The organism is Cyclobacterium plantarum (genome assembly GCF_011290685.1).
Taxonomy (GTDB): Bacteria; Bacteroidota; Bacteroidia; order Cytophagales; family Cyclobacteriaceae; genus Cyclobacterium; species Cyclobacterium plantarum.
Genome location: NZ_JAANYN010000009.1, coordinates 128,782 through 146,732, shown reverse-complemented (window position 1 = coordinate 146,732; position 17,951 = coordinate 128,782). Strand labels below are relative to the sequence as shown.

At 45.1% G+C, this 17,951-nt stretch carries 17 protein-coding genes; 7 read left to right on the top strand and 10 right to left on the bottom strand.

Going from position 1 to position 17,951, the window contains the following annotated elements:
• Positions 1 to 186 precede the first annotated feature (186 nt).
• From G9Q97_RS19305 to G9Q97_RS19290, 4 genes are all read right to left on the bottom strand, one after another.
• Positions 187 to 606 carry a hypothetical protein gene (locus tag G9Q97_RS19305; RefSeq protein ID WP_166149861.1) on the bottom strand — a complete coding sequence of 140 codons (420 nt, stop codon included), beginning with the start codon at positions 604 to 606 and terminating at the stop codon, positions 187 to 189.
• Positions 607 to 1,013: 407 nt separating this feature from the next.
• Complete coding sequence (locus G9Q97_RS19300; RefSeq protein WP_166149859.1) at positions 1,014 to 1,772, bottom strand: LytR/AlgR family response regulator transcription factor; 759 nt, start codon at positions 1,770 to 1,772, stop codon at positions 1,014 to 1,016.
• A gap of 23 nt (positions 1,773 to 1,795) precedes the next feature.
• Positions 1,796 to 2,773: a sensor histidine kinase gene (locus G9Q97_RS19295; protein WP_166149857.1), complete on the bottom strand. Its 978-nt coding sequence runs from the start codon at positions 2,771 to 2,773 to the stop codon at positions 1,796 to 1,798.
• Between the two features lie 212 nt (positions 2,774 to 2,985).
• Complete coding sequence (locus G9Q97_RS19290; RefSeq protein ID WP_166149855.1) at positions 2,986 to 5,367, bottom strand: TonB-dependent receptor; 2,382 nt, start codon at positions 5,365 to 5,367, stop codon at positions 2,986 to 2,988.
• Between the two features lie 174 nt (positions 5,368 to 5,541).
• Between G9Q97_RS19290 and G9Q97_RS19285 the strand changes: the two genes are divergently transcribed.
• Positions 5,542 to 5,928, top strand: coding sequence for a DUF2784 domain-containing protein (locus G9Q97_RS19285; protein WP_166149853.1), 387 nt, complete (start codon positions 5,542 to 5,544; stop codon positions 5,926 to 5,928).
• Between the two features lie 891 nt (positions 5,929 to 6,819).
• Here G9Q97_RS19285 and G9Q97_RS19280 read toward each other — a convergent pair.
• The 6 genes from G9Q97_RS19280 to G9Q97_RS19255 all read right to left on the bottom strand — a co-directional run bounded on the left by G9Q97_RS19280 (position 6,820) and on the right by G9Q97_RS19255 (position 11,816).
• Entirely contained in the window at positions 6,820 to 7,101 is a 282-nt protein-coding gene (locus G9Q97_RS19280; protein WP_246255788.1) for a four-helix bundle copper-binding protein, read from the bottom strand.
• Between the two features lie 123 nt (positions 7,102 to 7,224).
• Complete coding sequence (locus G9Q97_RS19275) at positions 7,225 to 8,064, bottom strand: serine hydrolase (protein ID WP_166149849.1); 840 nt, start codon at positions 8,062 to 8,064, stop codon at positions 7,225 to 7,227.
• 10 nt (positions 8,065 to 8,074) lie between these two features.
• Positions 8,075 to 9,622 carry an AbgT family transporter gene (locus tag G9Q97_RS19270; RefSeq protein WP_166149847.1) on the bottom strand — a complete coding sequence of 516 codons (1,548 nt, stop codon included), beginning with the start codon at positions 9,620 to 9,622 and terminating at the stop codon, positions 8,075 to 8,077.
• 203 nt (positions 9,623 to 9,825) lie between these two features.
• Complete coding sequence (locus G9Q97_RS19265; protein ID WP_166149845.1) at positions 9,826 to 10,215, bottom strand: DUF3037 domain-containing protein; 390 nt, start codon at positions 10,213 to 10,215, stop codon at positions 9,826 to 9,828.
• The gene (locus G9Q97_RS19260; protein ID WP_166149843.1) at positions 10,193 to 10,984 is read right to left on the bottom strand and encodes a HipA family kinase; all 792 of its coding nucleotides are present in this window, start codon (positions 10,982 to 10,984) and stop codon (positions 10,193 to 10,195) included. The genes G9Q97_RS19265 and G9Q97_RS19260 overlap by 23 nt, the downstream gene beginning before the upstream one ends.
• Positions 10,977 to 11,816: a sulfurtransferase gene (locus G9Q97_RS19255; protein ID WP_166149841.1), complete on the bottom strand. Its 840-nt coding sequence runs from the start codon at positions 11,814 to 11,816 to the stop codon at positions 10,977 to 10,979. The genes G9Q97_RS19260 and G9Q97_RS19255 overlap by 8 nt, the downstream gene beginning before the upstream one ends.
• A 448-nt stretch (positions 11,817 to 12,264) precedes the next feature.
• Between G9Q97_RS19255 and G9Q97_RS19250 the strand changes: the two genes are divergently transcribed.
• Genes G9Q97_RS19250 through trpB form a run of 6 tightly spaced genes read left to right on the top strand, consistent with a single transcriptional unit; the run spans position 12,265 to position 17,946 of the window.
• Complete coding sequence (locus G9Q97_RS19250) at positions 12,265 to 13,671, top strand: anthranilate synthase component I family protein (protein ID WP_166149839.1); 1,407 nt, start codon at positions 12,265 to 12,267, stop codon at positions 13,669 to 13,671.
• 25 nt (positions 13,672 to 13,696) lie between these two features.
• Positions 13,697 to 14,260: an anthranilate synthase component II gene (locus G9Q97_RS19245; protein WP_166149837.1), complete on the top strand. Its 564-nt coding sequence runs from the start codon at positions 13,697 to 13,699 to the stop codon at positions 14,258 to 14,260.
• A gap of 10 nt (positions 14,261 to 14,270) precedes the next feature.
• On the top strand, positions 14,271 to 15,281 hold the full coding sequence (trpD, locus tag G9Q97_RS19240; RefSeq protein WP_166149835.1) for an anthranilate phosphoribosyltransferase: 1,011 nt from the start codon (positions 14,271 to 14,273) through the stop codon (positions 15,279 to 15,281).
• Positions 15,282 to 15,283: 2 nt separating this feature from the next.
• Entirely contained in the window at positions 15,284 to 16,105 is an 822-nt protein-coding gene (gene trpC / locus G9Q97_RS19235; RefSeq protein ID WP_166149833.1) for an indole-3-glycerol phosphate synthase TrpC, read from the top strand.
• Complete coding sequence (locus G9Q97_RS19230; protein ID WP_166149831.1) at positions 16,102 to 16,755, top strand: phosphoribosylanthranilate isomerase; 654 nt, start codon at positions 16,102 to 16,104, stop codon at positions 16,753 to 16,755. The genes trpC and G9Q97_RS19230 overlap by 4 nt, the downstream gene beginning before the upstream one ends.
• 12 nt (positions 16,756 to 16,767) lie before the next feature.
• Entirely contained in the window at positions 16,768 to 17,946 is a 1,179-nt protein-coding gene (gene trpB, locus G9Q97_RS19225) for a tryptophan synthase subunit beta (protein ID WP_166149931.1), read from the top strand.
• Positions 17,947 to 17,951 lie beyond the last annotated feature (5 nt).

Below are 17,951 nucleotides of genomic sequence, written 5' to 3'. Positions count from 1 at the left end.
CGCATGCAGCGCAAGGTATTCCTGCGGAGATCCTGGTATTTTTTTAATTATAGGCGGTTGGCTGTATTCAAAAAAGCAACCGGTTCGGTTTGCGGCCTGTTGACAAATCCGCTGGAGAATTTCGAAGTTTTTGGATGGGAATGCGGCAAAGCAAGAGGGTCCCTTGCTTTGCCACATCTTAGGATCTTAGGTTTCCAGTAATTCGATGTTGTAGACCCATTTCATGTCGTTGAAATCGACATATAGCTGGGCTTCACCGTTTCGGCTGTTGCGCTTAATCAGTCGCAAGCGGCACCTGGCGCCATCTTCATTGATGCAGAAGTACGACCAAACATCGTCGCCGTCGCTATCGGTTTTTTTTCCTTCGTTTTCGATGATATCGTATACCTGTTTTTCTTTGGAATAAACGGTGATGCGGTTGTCATCGGCGACGATCAAGACAGAAGTACGTTCCCAATCGGACCAGTCGCTCCATCGGTTGTCGTCATGCTTGAATTTCATTGCCAGGGCGGTGGTCTTCAATTTTATAACCTGGCCGAAGGATGTCTCAGTCATGAACACGGAAAAGAAAAGAACAAAGGCGAATGTTACTGCAGATTTTTTCATGGTTTCTTAAGTTATGGTTTGTATTCACTTGTAATCCCCAACACCGCCCGCTTCACACGGTTGTTACAAATTTTTTTTTAAAAAAAGATGGAAGCGTTCAGGGACAGTAAAAACACGGCTGTATTAACTGGGGATTGGATCCTCCGGTTTGCACGCAATCGTAAGTGATAATACTGCCGGGGAACTGACTTGCGCTCACTGACGCTTTCCATGCGGTACCAAGCATCGCTCAAAAAAGGAACCTTGCGATTAACCGTGGGTTGCGAATTGTACCCTCGACTAGCCTGCTACCTGGGTAACGAACGCGTGTATCCAGGAATGTACAAACCGGTACGAAGGAATGGGCTATCAAGCAGGGGGAGGTCTATTGTCCCGCAGCGTTGAGCAAGGCGATAACATACCCTTCCTCACCTCCCCAACCAATCCTTAAATTCCGCCGTTTTCTCCGAGCTGCTGATGCATTCTTTGCTACAGGGAGGCTCCAGGTCCAGTTTGATGCGGCTGCGGGAATAAGGGTGCATTTGCCGGATGGCCGAAACCTGCACCAAAAAACTGCGGTTTACCCGGAAAAATTGCTCCGGGTCCAAAACTTCCTGCAATTGGTCCAGAGTTTCATCCAAAACATATTTGTACCCTGTCTGCTCCACCAAATAAACCGCTTTGTTTTCGGCATAAAAATAAGCCAGCTCCTGAATGGCAATGGATTTAATGGTATTTCCAGCGCTTACCAGAAACCGCTTCCGGTAAGTTATCTCACGCTTCCTGATTTGTTCCAGTAGCCTATCCACCTGGGCCAGCTGTTTGTCTGATGCCTGAATGCTTTTTAGTTTTTGTAAACTGCCTGCCAATGCCTCCTGACTGATGGGCTTCAGCAGATAGGCAATGCCGTTGACCTGAAAGGCCCGCAGGGCGTATTCGTCGTATGCCGTGGTGAAAATCACAGGACAGGCAACCCTTACCTGATCGAAAATTTCAAAGCCCGATCCATCTGCCAGGTGTATGTCCAGAAAAATAAGTTCCGGATTATTATTTTTCAGGAATTCTACTGCTGCACTTACGGAGTCTACTTTTGCCAGGATACGGATATCCGGAGCTATCTGTTGGAGCATCCGTTCTAGCCGGTCTGCCGCCAGTTTTTCATCTTCTACAAGTAAAGTACTGTACATCTTTGATCAATCAGATTCAGTAATCAGTGGGATTTCAGCCATAAAATATCCCTCTTTTTATAAAATTTTGCCTCCTTGTTTGCTACCAGCTGCAGCCGCTGTACCATATTCCGCAATCCTGTCTGGGTTGAAGCCGCAGGGTAACTCCTCTCTTGCAGGTTATTGCTTACCAGCAGGGTGTCATTTTGTATCTCAAGACGGATGATCAATGGGCGTTCTTTCAAAATAGCATTGTGCTTGATGGCGTTTTCAACCAGGTTTTGCATGATTAAGGGTGGAATATAATAATGGTCCAGGTGTTTTTCCAGCTGGTGTTCAAATTTTAGCTGCTCGCCAAACCTGATTTTAAGCAGGAAAACAAATGAAGAGACAAAGTCCATCTCTTCTCTCAGGGAAACGAAATTCCGGTCCTTCACTTCCAGTACATACCGGTAAATACCCGCAAATTCCTGCACGAATTTTTCTGCTTTTACCGGATCCACTGGGATCAGCGAGGCCAGGGTGTTCAGGCTGTTGAACAGGAAGTGCGGATTTACTTGGTTTTTCAGGCTTTCAAATTGTAAACGGGCTGCTGTTTTCTTTAACCGCTCACTTTCCAGCAAGGAGGATTTCCACAGGTCAAAATAAAAAACAGTTTCATACACGATGGCAATAATGGCTGTAATAAATAGCCCCATGATCAGGATACGCTGGTGAAAATCCCATTCATAGGGTATCCAGTCAATCAAATGGAAAAATATAGTAACCAGCGTACCGGCAAGTAGCGTATAGGCAACGGAAAGCCCGATTTGGGTAAATATTCTTCTACTGGTTTGTTGCATAAGTGGAAAACGCTCCCTGACCCAACCCACAAGCTGGTAATTCCCTTCCCAAAAGGCAAAGGTATAGGCCAGGTTGACCAGAACATAAGGCCAAAAATCGGCGTCATGTCCAAAATAGGCCAGAATACCAGCCAGGCCCAGCATCAACAGGTATCGGTCAAAAGGAGCTTTTATTTTCATTTTACAGGACGCTTTGCTGACAATATAATCAAAGCTATTGGTTAAACCCGAAATATGCATTAGCCTATCTATTACGACCTGAAACTGCTTCAAAATCAGCCGCTACGCTGCTGTTTTCGATTTCACCATAGCGATGCTATGCCTCAGTCTCCAAACTGCCTGGTTTTCTTGCAGTTTCAGCTCTCATTGCGATTTCTAATGCATAAACGGGGTTAAAAGGTAAGTCTGTACTGAGGAATGGGGAAAATTCCCAACTGGTAACTGTTCACCACGGATTCAGTAATGGGATTATAGGTTTGCCGGAACAAATTCTGGTGATTGGTCAGGTTTTGTATGTCCAGCGACCATTCGTGCGTCAGGTTTTTCTTGTTCACCCGGTAATTTATTTTCAGATCGGACCGGAAATAATCGGGGTTTTTTACCGAATAGGCCCTCTCCTCCTGATAGACGGCCTGGTTTTCCATGATACTGCGCTCCAAATCGATGGGTGTAATGTATTGACCGCCTGCAAAGGTTATTTTGAAGTCCAGGGACAAAATGCGATTCGGACTTCCTATTTGCCATTCTTTGCCAAGTAGGCCATTCAGTACATATTGACTGTTGAAAGCCGTATTTCTCCATTCTTCATCACTGCCCTTGTATTTGGAATCAAACAATGATGTGGTGAGCAGAAAATAGGAGCCGCCGCTAAATTGTTTTTCAAGGGTAAGTTCCAGACCATAATTCCTGCCTCTTCCGCGATTGGTCAGGCTGTCCACATCCGGTATGCCAAAATCCGCACCAGCATTCAGCATGGAAAAACTGCTGGCATTTTCTTCTATGGCAATGCCATACAAATGCTGGTAGTAAATCTCAGATTTCAGGTGAATGTCCGGGCTTAATTGATACCTGTGTCCGGCTACAAAGTGATGAGATTTGGTGAAATCCAGGTTTTTGTTGGTTTTAATGGGGTCCTGATTCAGACCTTCAGATTCCAGAAAATAAACGGGTAAGGGCTGCAATTGGCTGTGCAGTCCATAGCCAAGACTAAAGGTGTTTCTTTCGTTTTGATCAAAGGAAAGACCCAGCCTTGGTTCCAGCTGTTGGGCATTGTTCAGCATAAAGTTTTGGTAATGTATCCCTATATTGGCTTTGAACCTTTGGTCAAAACGATGTTGCCATTGCAGGTGGGATTGAAACAGGCCGGAATTACCGGATTCATTTCTCAAATCCCGGAAGCGGTTTTCATCGGCCTGGTACAGGCTGTCACGCAGATTGAAGTTCAGGTAGTCGTAATTCATACCCGCACGAAAATTGTTTTTGTTGTCCACTTTCCGGTGAACCTCATATTGCGCCCTGAATTTGCTCAAACCATAATGGTTGCGGTAAAGCGGTACAGCTTCCCTGTTTTCCATACTCAATGAATCCACCCGGTTACCGGAAAAACTATGGTCAGCGGACAGGGTGATCACAGCAAAGGTTTGGGGATCGTAATATAGTGTGTGGTTGATGCCTACCACACCCATTTTGGCACGGTTATAAATGTTTTGGGACATCTCGGAATATAAATCTGTGGTGCTGCTGTCCGATTCCGAACCCAGTAAATCGATGTTACTTTTTCCTCCAAGAGCAAATAAGGAGAAACGTCCTGTTTTTTCGGTGGGCAGATCCACTTTCATGGAAAAATCCTGGTAATAAGGCACGGCATCACCAGTGCCGGCAGAAAAACCTACTTCCTGCATCATGGCAATGGTAGAATAGCGGTAATTCAGCAGGTAGGATGCTTTGTTTTTGCCTCCCAGGGGTCCTTCTGTGCCCAGCTCAAATCCATTGAAACCCATTTGGAACAGATGCTCTCTGCGATAGGCGTTCCCTTTTCTTAAATTAAGATCAAAAACCCCTGCGGTGGCGTTTCCATAGGTAGCTGGAAATGCCCCTGTGATAAAATCACTTTTATCCAGGAGGTTGCTGTTCAGGATGCTTACCGGACCTCCCGTCGTCCCCATGGCACCGAAATGGTTGGGGTTGGGAATGTCCACCCCTTCCAGTCTCCAAAGTACGCCGGTAGGTGAATTTCCCCGAATGATGATGTCGTTCCGGGAATCATTGGCACCACTTACCCCAGCAAAATTCTGAGCCATTCGGGCAGGATCATTCCTGCTTCCGGCAAAGCGATTGGTAGCTTCCATGTCAAAACCCCTGGCAGAAACGGTGGCCATTTCATTTTGAGCTTCCCGGGAATCCCCTCCGGCCTGTACCACTACCTCTTCCATTTGTTCCAGGTTTTCCTGTAAGGCGATGGTCAGTACGACCTCCTTGCCACTGGTAATGGGGACTTCCCGAAGACTGGTAGATTCATACCCCAGATAACTGATTTGAATCGTTGCCCTGCCGGTAGGTACTTCCTCCAATTCAAAACTGCCATCCAGGTCAGTGGCAGTTCCTATCAGTGGATCCGTACCCGGAATGCTTACCGAAGCTCCCGGCAGGGGAGATTGACTTACCATATCCAGTACTTTGCCCCTTACTGTTTGGGTGTACGGTGTCTTTTCCTGCGCTGCTGCCCAATGGCTCAGGCATAGCAGCATCATTAGTGTGATTAGTTGTTGTCTCATGTCGTGTGTGGTTATCATGCAGGCAAAGTAAAGGGGCTGTCAGGCCAGACGGAAATCATGTTGGACGGACCCGTTTAAATTGCGGATGAATCCGTATATTGAATGGATGGCTTTATTCCGGATAGGTACAAACCATTTCCGGGCAATCTTTTTGTTTGTATAAACCTTGAAAAAATGTCAGCAATTTCAGTGAATTGGTTAGTTTTTGCCGATTACTCGTTTTTGGTATTGCATACTACGCTTATCGGATTCAATTTATTTGGATGGATGGTGAAAAAGTGGCATAAAGCACATCTTTTGACGATTTCCCTAACTTTTTTGTCCTGGTTTCTTTTGGGTATCTGGTATGGTTGGGGTTATTGCTTCCTCACCGACTGGCATTGGCAGATCCTGAGAGATTTGGGGGAATCCAGTATGCCCAATTCCTATATCAGCTACCTGTTCAGCAGGTTTTTCGGTATTTTGCCTCCTGCTGGATGGGTGGATTTCTTTACCGTTTTGCTGGCCTTTCTGGCTTTGATTGCCTCAGTTTGGGTCAATTTTTTCCAAACCAAAAGATGAAGAAAAATTTGATGGTTGGAAGTTCAACCCGGATTAGGTATTAACCTGAGTTCGAATTAAGATCGTCAATAAAAACCAATTGAATCGTCACTGCGAACCCTTTGTCGTGGCTATAGGAGTTGGGAAAGGGTGTGGCAGTCTCGTTTGGCTAGAGATTCCCACGGCTTTCACCGCTCAAAATCGGCTCCAGGCGTACCGATAACGTTTTCTACGTCATCGCGAGTGCAGCGTAGCGATCTGAACCGGTGCGTATCTGTATGGGCTACTTAGATATGTATTCAAATGATTAGAATTTAATGAGTTAAAAAAATATATTGTCATCCAGATTTCTGCAATTTTTAAAATGTTAGGTCTACCGATGACGTAATTGAACCAGTTGTTTTTGATATTGTAGAAACCCTAGAAAATATGAGAAAAAAAAAAGAAATATATTTTAATACGCATAGAGGGCTGGCCTGACAAAAAACCGGGGGTGCGGCAGGTCGGAGGGGGGAAGGATTTTTTTGTCTTGATTTTTTGGTACTTTTTCATCAAGGAAAAAGTACAATAGAAATACGGTAAAATACTAAAAATAAACTTTAACTCATAATTATCCCTTAAACAATGAGAAGTTTATATTCCCATATAGTGCAAAAAACCTATCGTCATCCCGATTTCTGCGTTTAATAAAATGTTAGGTCTCGGAATGACGGTTTTTTAACGAAATTCAGTCGAACTCAGATTATTAGATTTCCCAATACCGGGAAAAGGTGAATTGGGCAAAGAAATAGTTGAACCTGAATGCAATAGGCCAATACTTCAAACAGCGCCCTGTAATTGGACTTGATTTCGGGTTCATTGAAGTAGAAGAATTTACCGGGCTTTTTTCAATACAGCAATCAAAAACTGTCATTAGTCAGTCAATACCGATAAACAGGCTTCCTGACATTTGCGGCAGGCTTTGGCACATCGCTGACAATGCTCGTGCTCATGTTTCTCACATTCATCGGCACATGCCCCGCATATTCTTGCACAAAATTTCAGCAATTCATCCAGGGGACCGAAAGACATGGACAATAATTTTGCTGTGGTACTGCAGGTTTCCGCACAGGCCCTGTCTGTCCTGATGCAGTCTACCATATGGTGAATATTGTCTTCATCCAGGCAGGCATTAGCGCAATGGTTACAGGTCATTGCGCATTCATTTAGAATTTGGATTAAATCAGCACTTTTCATGGTTAATTCATTTGGGTTTAAAATCTCAGATGTCCAAAAACCATGCCCCATTTACGCAGAATCTGGTTTGCATAATAGATATTACCTGCCAAAATCCCTGAAGGCTTTTAAGGCAATCTGTCCTATAGCAGACTCTGCTTCCTCCATAGAGTCAAATTTCTCTACAAATACGGACAATATCAGCGGTTTATCCCCTAAGATTATTCCCGCATCTCCCCGTACATAATCCAGGGTACCTGTTTTGTGCGCCACTACCGTACCTGCGGGCAATTGGCTGGGTATGGTGCTGTTGTCTGCACATCCTTTGAGCCAATGCATGATTTCTGCTCTTGAATTTTCATTCAGCCAGGCTCCATTCCACAGTTTTATAAGTATGTCGTTAATTTCCTGAGGACTGGTATAGTTCTGTCTCCCTTCTTCAATCGCCTTAAAATCCATCATAATCCGGTTCAATTGGGTGTCCTCGTATCCATATTCCCTTAGCCAATGCTGAATGTAATCCATTTCAATGGTACGGATCAGGATATTGGTGGCGGTGTTGTCACTGATGCGGATCATCTCCTCAGCCAGATAGCGAAAAGTAATCCTGGAGCCCTCCGGCAAATGCTGTAGCTCTCCCGCTCCACCCACCTTATCGGATGCCTGCAGGGTATATAGTGAATCCAGGTGCATGTGTTCTTCGTCCACTTTCTCCATCAGGCTGATCAAAATGGGTATTTTTATGATGCTGGCAGAGGGTATGCGTTTGCCGGCATGCTGTTGGAAAAGGGGCTCTCCTGTTTCATCCTGAATCAACAGGGAGATATCCAGGTGATCGGGAAACTGCTTCATAAAATCCTGCCAATCCTTCTGGGCGGAGGCAAAACCGGGGAAGAGCAGCATTAACAAAAACAAGGATTTTATACCCCTGGGATGTATCATTTGGGAGGGCTTAAATGGCTGGATAAGTATAGGAAGATTGTAGGCCTAAAGGTAAGCCCAAAGTCCAGTAAATCAATAAAAATACTGTCCAGATCAGCAAGAGGAATAAGGTATAAGGAAGCATCAGGGATACCAATGTGCCTATTCCCGTGTTTTTCACATACCGCTGGCAGAAGATCACCACCAGAGGAAAATAAGGCATTAATGGGGTAATGATATTGGATACCGAATCTCCCACCCGATAGGCGGCCTGGGTAAGGTCAGGTGAAATATCCAATTGCATCAACATGGGGACAAAAATGGGGCTGATCAGTGCCCACTTTGCAGAAGCGGAACCCACAAGCAGGTTTACAAAGGCACTTAAAAAGACGATGCCCACCACCGTTACCTGGGAAGGAAGCTGTAAACTTTGAAGAAAAACAGCTCCCTTCAGGGCAGTCATGGATCCTATATTGGACTGGGTAAAGGCATCAATAAATAGGGCACAGAAAAAGGCCATGACAATATAATGCGCCATGCCTCCCATAGCTTTACTCATGGATGCAATTACATCTTTTGAATTTTTGTAGCTTCCTGAGATGAAACCAAAAATGATTCCGGGAATCCAAAAAACAAGGAAAATCAGCGGAACGATAGACTGCATCAGTGGTGCTGCAAAGGAGGTGATTTCTCCTTCAGGATCCCGCAGACTGGATCCGACCGGATAAGCCCAAAAAAATAAGCCTGTCAGGCCAAGGATCATGACAAGGCTGGCAATTTTAAATCCTATTTTCTCTGATTTTTCCAGCAGATCCATTTTGGGTATATCATTAAGGTCCTTATCTACCGGATTATTGCTGTTTAATCGCGGTTCAATGATCCGGTCAGTCAGGTACCAGGCCACTCCTATTACCACAATGCTGGAAAGTCCTGTAAAATAAATATTATTCAGGGGGTTGAGATTGATATCAGGGTCGATAATCCTGGCCGCAGATTGGGTGAAGCTTTGCAGCAGAGGATCTATCGCAGAAGGGATAAAATTGGCACTAAAGCCGCCGGACACCCCTGCAAAGGTAGCTGCAATTCCTGCCAATGGATGCCTTCCTGCTGCATAAAATATGACCCCTCCCAGAGGAATGACAAGCACATACCCGGCATCAGCAGCAGTATGGCTCACTATGGCTACCAATACCAGTATGGGAGTAAGCAGGCTTTTAGGAGTAAAACCCAAAAGGTATTTTAATCCGGCGGGAATAAATCCGGAGTATTCTGCCACTCCTACGCCCAACATGGCTAGCAATACCACACCCAAAGGGGGGAAATTGATGAAAACAGAAATCATTCGGGATAGGAAATCGGCGATTTTTTCACCCGTCAGCAGGTTTTGTATGTACAACTTTTCTCCCGTTCTGGGATCCAGTTCGCCAAAATCTACCGGAGCCAGCAAAGCTGATAAAAACCAGGTAAGCAGCAACAGGAATAAAAATAAAATGGCAGGGTCAGGAAGTTTGTTCCCTGCTTTTTCAATAGCAGTTAAAAAGCGATCCAACAGGCTGTTTTTTTGTAAGTTATCGTTCATTTTCTATTTTTAGAAAACCAAAAATAATAACCTGCGGCGCATTTCCCCGATCCTTAGGTAAAAAATAATACGATAATTCAATCATGCCGGGTAAACTAACCTGGTCCGGGAAAATGGTAACTCCCGCTAACCCTTGTTTTTTTATAGCGATCAGAAAATAAGCGAGAGGTTATGTGTGCTGGTTATATGCAGCGAATGATAAACTAATAAGCGCCGACATAGGCCTCGAAAAGGGCTTTAAATGTTTCCTCCAAATTGTGCGAAAGGCCCGGATGTGGTCTGGAGGTTTGAATCATAGAACTTCTTACGGCTGTCAGCCAACGGAAACGCGAAGCGGTATTTTGCGAAGCAATAGGGCTGGCTGCTTTTTCACCTTTACAAATCCGGATAAAGGCATTCAAATGATCTTGTATGGTGTCCGGATCCGCATCCGGATCAAGGGCTTGCAATTTGGTTTTATCCAAGCGGATGGCGCATTTTAAAAATTGTTGTTGTATGGAGCACAGGATTACTCCGACATTGATAAATTCCTCCTTCTCCACCCGTGGAACTACCCGGACGATGGCGTATTCATACAAGTGCTTTTCTGGCATTTTGGGCTTGATTTACAAATATTTCAGAATGCTTGAGCCGGAGCAATAGAAAATCCAGGTACACCTGTTTCCAAACTTCTACGGTGCCTGTTTCGCCCATGGCTTTCAGCCACTCATCGGGAAGTGAGTTGACGATTTGCCACAGGGATTCCGGAGAAAGGATTCGTTTGAAGGCTGCATCCACTTCTTCGAGCTTTTCTGCACGAGGCAATAATACATGGTCTTTGATTAAAGGGAAAGGGCCTTTGGCATGTTTTTCCCAGTTTTCCCAGGTATGGTGAAAAATAAAGGAGGCGCCATGATCAATGAGCCATAGTTCCCGATGCCACATTAGCATGTTGGTATTCCGAAAGGTTCTGTCCACGTTGGTGATGAAGGCATCCAGCCATACGATGGCGGAAGCCAGGTCGCCTGAAACCACATCGGCTGCCGGGTCAAAATTGACCGCTGCGGACAAGAAATGAAGCCCCAGGTTCAATCCCTGGCTGCTTTTTAATAAATCCTGTATTTCTTCGTCTCCCTCCGTTTGTCCAAATGCCGCGTCCAGCCTGGCAAAGACCAATTCCGGTACCTTGAATCCCAAAAGTCGGGCGATCTCCCCGCCCAGCAGTTCTGCCAGCAAAGCCTTTTCCCGCTGCCCGGCACCGCGAAATTTCACCACGTACGTAAACCCATCATCTGCCAACGCTAAAGCGGGTAAAGAACCGCCTTCCCGCAGGGGCATTTTGTATTGCATGACATTAACGGACCGGAGGCTTATCTTACTCATTCCCTTTTGCCACTGGCAGGTTATTTCTGGACCACTCACTCCAGGACCCAACATACAATTTAGGGATTTCCATACCCGCATGGGCCAATGCCAGCAGTGTATGGCAGGCGGTGACCCCTGAACCACAATGCACGATGGTGTTTTTGGATGATTTGTCCAATACGGTTTTATATTTCTGCTTTAAAGTTTCAGGCTTTAAAAAAACTCCCTTTTCATCCAAATTCTCTGAAAACGGGATATTGACCGCACCGGGGATATGTCCTGCTACCAGATCTATTGGCTCCGATATTCCCAAATACCTGGTGGATTCCCGTACATCAATGACCATTTTATCTTTATCCTTGGCTGCTTTTTCTACTTCCTGAAAATCTGCCAAAGGTAATTGCCATTCCTTAGCCGGATAGGGAGAAGTTGCTTTCGGGAATTCGGTTTGGCTGCTTGTAGAAAGGCCGGCCTTTAGCCCTGCCTCTTTCCCTCCATCTAACACCTGCACCTTATCATGACCCAGTGCTTTGAGCATCCACCAAAACCGTGCAGCAGACATGCCTCCATTTTTATCGTCATAAACCACTACACGGCTTTCCGGGCTTATGCCCAGGGCACCCAGTGTTTTTCCGAACTCCCCGGGATCTGGTAGGGGATGACGCCCTCCTATCGAGGCATCCTCCCTGATATGGGACAATTGCCTGTTGAGGTCCACATGAAGGGCTCCTTTCAGGTGTATGGATTGGTATTTTTCCTTGTCAAAACTGGCATCAATCAATACCAGGTTTTGGGCTTCCATTAAAATCAAAAGGTCTTTGACGCTGATTAGTGGTGCAGTCTGGTTCATACAATAATTGTTTCTTTGTAGTTTTAACTCAAATATAAAGGCTAAAGGCAAGGATTTGCCAAAAAGGGTTAAAAAATGAATAATTACCTCCATCAAACCGGAGGTATTTCTCATTTTGGGTATTAAAAAGGCCATAACTCAACAGTTACTAAGGCTGATGCAAATTCCTGGTTTTAACTTAAATCAAAATTTCAACATGCGATAAATTCCAAAATTCCCTTGGGAAAAGCTGTTGTATTTGGCATTAAAATAAATCAAAATAACTTTTGAAAATGAAGGGCCTTTTCTATATTTGCCTCAGCTTATGAAAAAAACGATTCAAATCTGGTGGTGGCTTACTTACTTCTTTTAGAGGGAGAACAGCTAACCATTGCCAAAATTTGATAATACAAATATACTTAGGCTTGCTGGACTCCCGGCAAGCCTTTTTTTATGTAAAACTCAGTCAATGAAACCTATCAAAATCAAAACCCGGTACAAAAAACTGCTGGCAGATACCATCACTCCGGTGAGTATTTACCTGCAGATCCGTGACAGGTACAACAATACCATTCTTCTGGAGAGTTCTGATTATCACGGTAATGAAAACAGCTATTCCTATATTTGTTGTGAGCCCATGGCATCTTTTTCTCTCGTTAGGGGCAAAATACGACAATCACTGCCAGGGCAGGAAACTACCCTGCATGGTCTTACTAAAGGGGAAAAAATAATGGATGCCCTCAGGGCGTTTTCCAATAATTTTCAGGAAGAGCAGCTTGATTATAAATTCATTACCAATGGGCTTTTTGGGTACATACAGTATGATGCCGTTAATTATTTTGAAGACATCAACTTGCAAAATACCCAGGATTCGGACATACCATTGATCCATTATGCCGTGTATAAAAACATGATAGTGGTGGATCACTTCAAAAATGAGCTGCACATTTTTGAACATTACCTTGAGGGTGATCCAGGAGAATCAGGCATTCCAAAAATTGAAATGATCCTCAACAATAAAAACCTTCCCAGCTATGGTTTTCAGTTGGAAGGCGAGGTAAGTTCCAATTATACCGATCCTGAATTTCTGGAGATTCTGGCCAAAGGCAGGGATCATTGTTTCAGGGGAGATGTTTTTCAGATTGTACTTTCCCGCACTTTTTCTACCGGGTTTAAAGGAGATGAATTCAATGTTTACCGGGCTTTGCGCTCCATCAATCCTTCCCCTTACCTGTTTTATTTTGATTACGGATCCTACAAGGTCTTTGGCAGCAGTCCGGAAGCCCAGATAGTTGTCAAGGGAGACAAAGCCACCATTTATCCCATTGCCGGAACATTTAAGCGTACCGGTAATGATGCGGCAGATGCCAAACTGGCGGTCAAACTTTATGACGATCCCAAAGAGAATTCAGAACACGTGATGTTGGTGGATTTGGCCAGAAATGACCTGAGCCGCTCTTCGGTAAAGGTGAATGTAGAGGTTTTTAAAGAGATTCAGTATTATTCCCATGTCATACACCTGGTCTCCAAAGTGACCGGACAGCTTCCAAAAGGAGCCAATCCGCTCCAATTGGTGGCCGATACCTTTCCTGCGGGCACTTTGTCGGGAGCGCCCAAATACCGGGCAATGGAATTGATCGACGGCCTGGAAAATTGTTCCAGGAAGTTTTATGGCGGGGCCATAGGTTTTTTGGGTTTCAACGGGGATTTTAACCATGCCATCCTGATCCGGTCTTTTGTTTCCGAAAACAACCAGCTTCGCTTTCAGGCCGGAGCGGGGGTAGTAGCCAAGTCCTCCATTGAAAGTGAATTGCAGGAAGTAAGCAACAAACTGGAGGCACTGAGGGTGGCCCTTAAATCAGCAGAGGGTATTTAGATTTTTACAAGAAAATGATTAACCAATGAAAATACTGGTACTGGACAATTACGATTCTTTTACGTATAATTTGGTCTATATTATCCGAGACCTGGGCTACAATCCGGATATCTACCGGAATGATAAAATAAGTCTGGAAGAAGTGGAAGCTTATGACAAAATATTGCTTTCTCCCGGACCCGGAATTCCGTCTGAAGCAGGAATTATGCCCGAATTGATAAAAAGATATGCTGCTTATAAAGATATCCTGGGCATTTGCCTGGGACATCAGGCTATAGGAGAGGCTTTTGGGGGAGGCCTGATTAACCTTACGGAAGTGGTACATGGGGTGGCTTCAAAAGTAAGGATACAGGCGGATCCTTTGTTTGAGGGGGTGCCTGAGTTTTTTACTGTTGGCAGGTACCACAGTTGGGTCATTGATGAAACGCTGTTTCCGGCAGAGCTGGAAGTGATAGCCAAAACACCTGATGGACAGATCATGGCAGTAAGACATAAAGAATACCGGGTGAAAGGTCTGCAGTTTCATCCGGAAAGCATTCTTACAGAAAATGGGGTGCAGATTATCAAAAACTGGATTGAAGGAGCTTAAATCAAGTACAATGAAAGAAATACTGAATCACCTGATCGAGCATAAAACCCTCAGCAAGGAACAAGCCAAAGGGGTGCTGAAAGAAATGACTTCAGGAGAGGTAAACAATAGCCAAATGGCCGCCTTTCTTACAGTTTTTATGATGCGCAGTGTGCGGGTAGAAGAGTTGATGGGCTTTAGGGAGGCCATGCTGGAGCGATGTATTCCGGTAGAAATTCCGGAATATGATGCCATAGACCTCTGCGGAACAGGTGGGGATGGTAAGGATACCTTTAATATATCCACCCTTGCTTCCTTTATCGTAGCAGGTGCAGGACAGCCGGTTGCCAAACATGGTAATGTAGGGGTGTCTTCGGTTTGTGGCTCCTCCAATCTCCTGGCTCATTTCGGCTATGAATTTACCAATGATATAGATAAACTGAAGAGCAGTCTGGACAGGGCAGGCATTTGTTTTCTTCATGCCCCGCTTTTTCATCCGGCCATGAAGCACATAGGCCCCGTGAGAAAAGACTTGGGTGTCAAAACCTTTTTCAATATGCTGGGCCCAATGGTTAATCCCAGTTTTCCTAAAAAGCAGCTGGTGGGGGTTTTTAGTCTGGAATTGGCTAGGCTATATGCCTATCTGTACCAAAATAATGATGTCCGGTTCAGTATTTTGCATGCTTTGGACGGCTATGATGAAATATCCCTGACAGGAGGTCTCAAGTGGATTTCCAACCGTGGTGAACAGGTATTGAGTGCGGAGGACCTGGGATTTAAGACCATTAGCCCAGAGGCCATCAAAGGGGGCAACACGGTGGAAAAATCTGCCGAAATATTTATCCGGATACTGGAGGGAAAGGGCAGTAAAGAACAAGAAGCCGTGGTAATCGCCAATGCCGCCGCCGCCTTGCTCACCTCAAAACCGGAATGGGATTATGATAAAGCCAGGGAGGTAGCTACCGCTTGCCTGAAAAATGGAAAAGCGCTGAAGGTGTTTAAAGAACTGGTAGATCCTAAAACCTCAATAAACATTAGTTGATCATGAATATTCTGGATAAAATCATTGCCTTTAAGAAAACCGAAGTCGAAGAAAAGAAAAGCCTTTACCCGGTTAAATTACTGGAAAAAAGCCTTTTTTTCGATAGCCGGACAGTATCCATGAAGCGATATGTGAAGGACCCTGAGAAAACCGGTATCATTGCCGAATTCAAAAGAAAGTCTCCTTCCAAAGGTTGGATCAACCCGAATGCCAAAGTGGAGCAAACCACCATAGGATACATGCAAGCAGGAGCTTCAGCCTTGTCTGTTTTGACAGATCAGGAGTTTTTTGGCGGATCGGAAGATGACCTGAAGCAGGCCAGAAAGTTCAATTATTGTCCCATCTTGCGAAAGGACTTTATGATAGACGAATATCAGCTCATAGAATCCAGGTCACTGGGGGCCGATTGTATCCTGTTGATTGCAGCAGCCCTGGCCCCGATGGAATTGAAACGACTTGCAGGCCTGGCAAAAAACCTGGGCCTGGAAGTACTGTTGGAAGTTCATGACCGGAGAGAGTTGGAGGAAAGCCTCAACGAAAACATAGATCTGGTAGGTGTCAATAACAGAAACCTCAAAACTTTTGAGGTTAATGTGGACACTTCACTGGAATTGGCAGAAATGATACCGGAAGGATTTGTAAAAATTTCAGAAAGCGGTCTTTCTGATCCGGGCACCCTGGTTCAGCTAAAGGAAGCGGGTTTTGATGGCTTCCTTATAGGGGAAAATTTCATGAAAACCATCAGACCCCATCAGGCTGCTTACAATTTCATGCAGCATTACAGGAAATTACTTGCCGGGCAAACCAAAACCACAGGAGCATGATCATCAAGGTCTGTGGCATGGCAGATATCGCCAACATGGAAGGCCTTGTGGAACTGGGCCTTGTCGACTGGATGGGCATGATTTTCTATCCCCCGTCCAAAAGGTATGTGCCGGATTTTGGTCAGCCCCCTGAGGCCTATCGCAGATGGACCATCCCTAAAGTTGGTGTATTTGTAAATGCATCCGCAGAAACGATCCATTCAGCAGTTAAGGCTTATGGTTTGGAAAAGGTGCAGTTGCATGGGGATGAGACCCCCCAAGAGGTGGAGGAAATTAGGAATCAAACCAATGTAGAGCTCATCAAAGTGTTTCGGATTGGCGCAGATTGGTCCTGGAAGGGACTGGAGGCCTACCTGGCCCATGTGGATTATTTTCTTTTTGATACCGATGGGCCCTCATTTGGAGGAACCGGTCACAGGTTCAATTGGGAAATTTTAAAACAATACCCCTTCAACAAACCGTTTTTGTTGAGTGGAGGGATAAGTATTGATCAGGTGGACGAAATCATGGAATGTTACCATAACTTGCCAGCCATGGCAGGCATAGATATCAATTCCAAATTTGAAATACGACCCGGGTTAAAAGACCTGGATTTGATCCGTGAATTTACCCTCAGGATTAGAAACAAAGCAATGAAAATAAAAGAATAGATGGATACATCAATGATAAAAGTAGACGAAAATGGATTTTACGGTCAATTTGGGGGTGCCTTTATCCCCGAAATGCTGTATCCCAACATAGAGGAGCTTCGGGAAAATTATGAGCAGATCATGGCGTCTGAGGCTTTCAAAGAAGAATTTGAACGGCTTTTAAAAGACTATGTCGGAAGGCCTACACCTCTTTTTTATGCCAACAGGCTATCTGAAAAATATGGTGCAAAAATTTATCTGAAAAGGGAGGATCTCTGCCATACGGGAGCTCACAAGATCAACAATACAGTTGGGCAGATTATTTTGGCCAGAAAATTGAACAAGAAGCGCATCATCGCAGAAACCGGAGCAGGACAGCATGGTGTGGCCACGGCCACTGTCTGTGCCTTAATGGGAATGGAATGCACCGTTTATATGGGTGCAGTTGACATGGAGCGGCAGAAACCGAATGTGGAACGCATGCGGATACTGGGAGCTAAGGTAGTGCCGGCCAACTCAGGGAGCAAAACGTTGAAGGATGCCACCAATGAAGCCATGCGGCAATGGATCAATAATCCGGTAGACACCCATTACATCATAGGATCTGTAGTAGGTCCTCACCCTTATCCGGAAATGGTGGCCCGGTTTCAATCGGTGATTTCTGCTGAAATGAAAATCCAGTTGAAGGAAAAAGAAGGCAGGGAAAATCCCGATTTGGTGATTGCCTGTGTGGGAGGAGGAAGCAATGCCGCCGGGGCATTTTACCATTATTACAATGAGCCGGAGGTAAGGTTGATTGCTGTGGAAGCCGCAGGTTTGGGGGTCAGTTCCGGCAAATCAGCGGCGACGACCATGCTTGGAAAGCCGGGCATCCTACATGGCAGCCGGACCCTGTTGATGCAGACGGCAGATGGGCAGGTAGTGGAACCCCACAGCATCTCAGCAGGCCTTGATTATCCGGGCATAGGACCCGTTCATGCGCATTTATTTGATTCCGGAAGGGGAGAGTTTGTGGCTGTAGAGGATGAAGATGCCATGAAGGCTGGTATAGAGGTCAGCCGCCTGGAAGGGATTATTCCTGCCATTGAATCTGCACATGCATTCCATGCCCTGAACCAAATCGAATACAAATCAACGGATGTGATAGTGATCAATCTTTCCGGAAGGGGCGATAAAGATCTCGAAACTTACATCAAATGGGGAAATTACTAAACCGT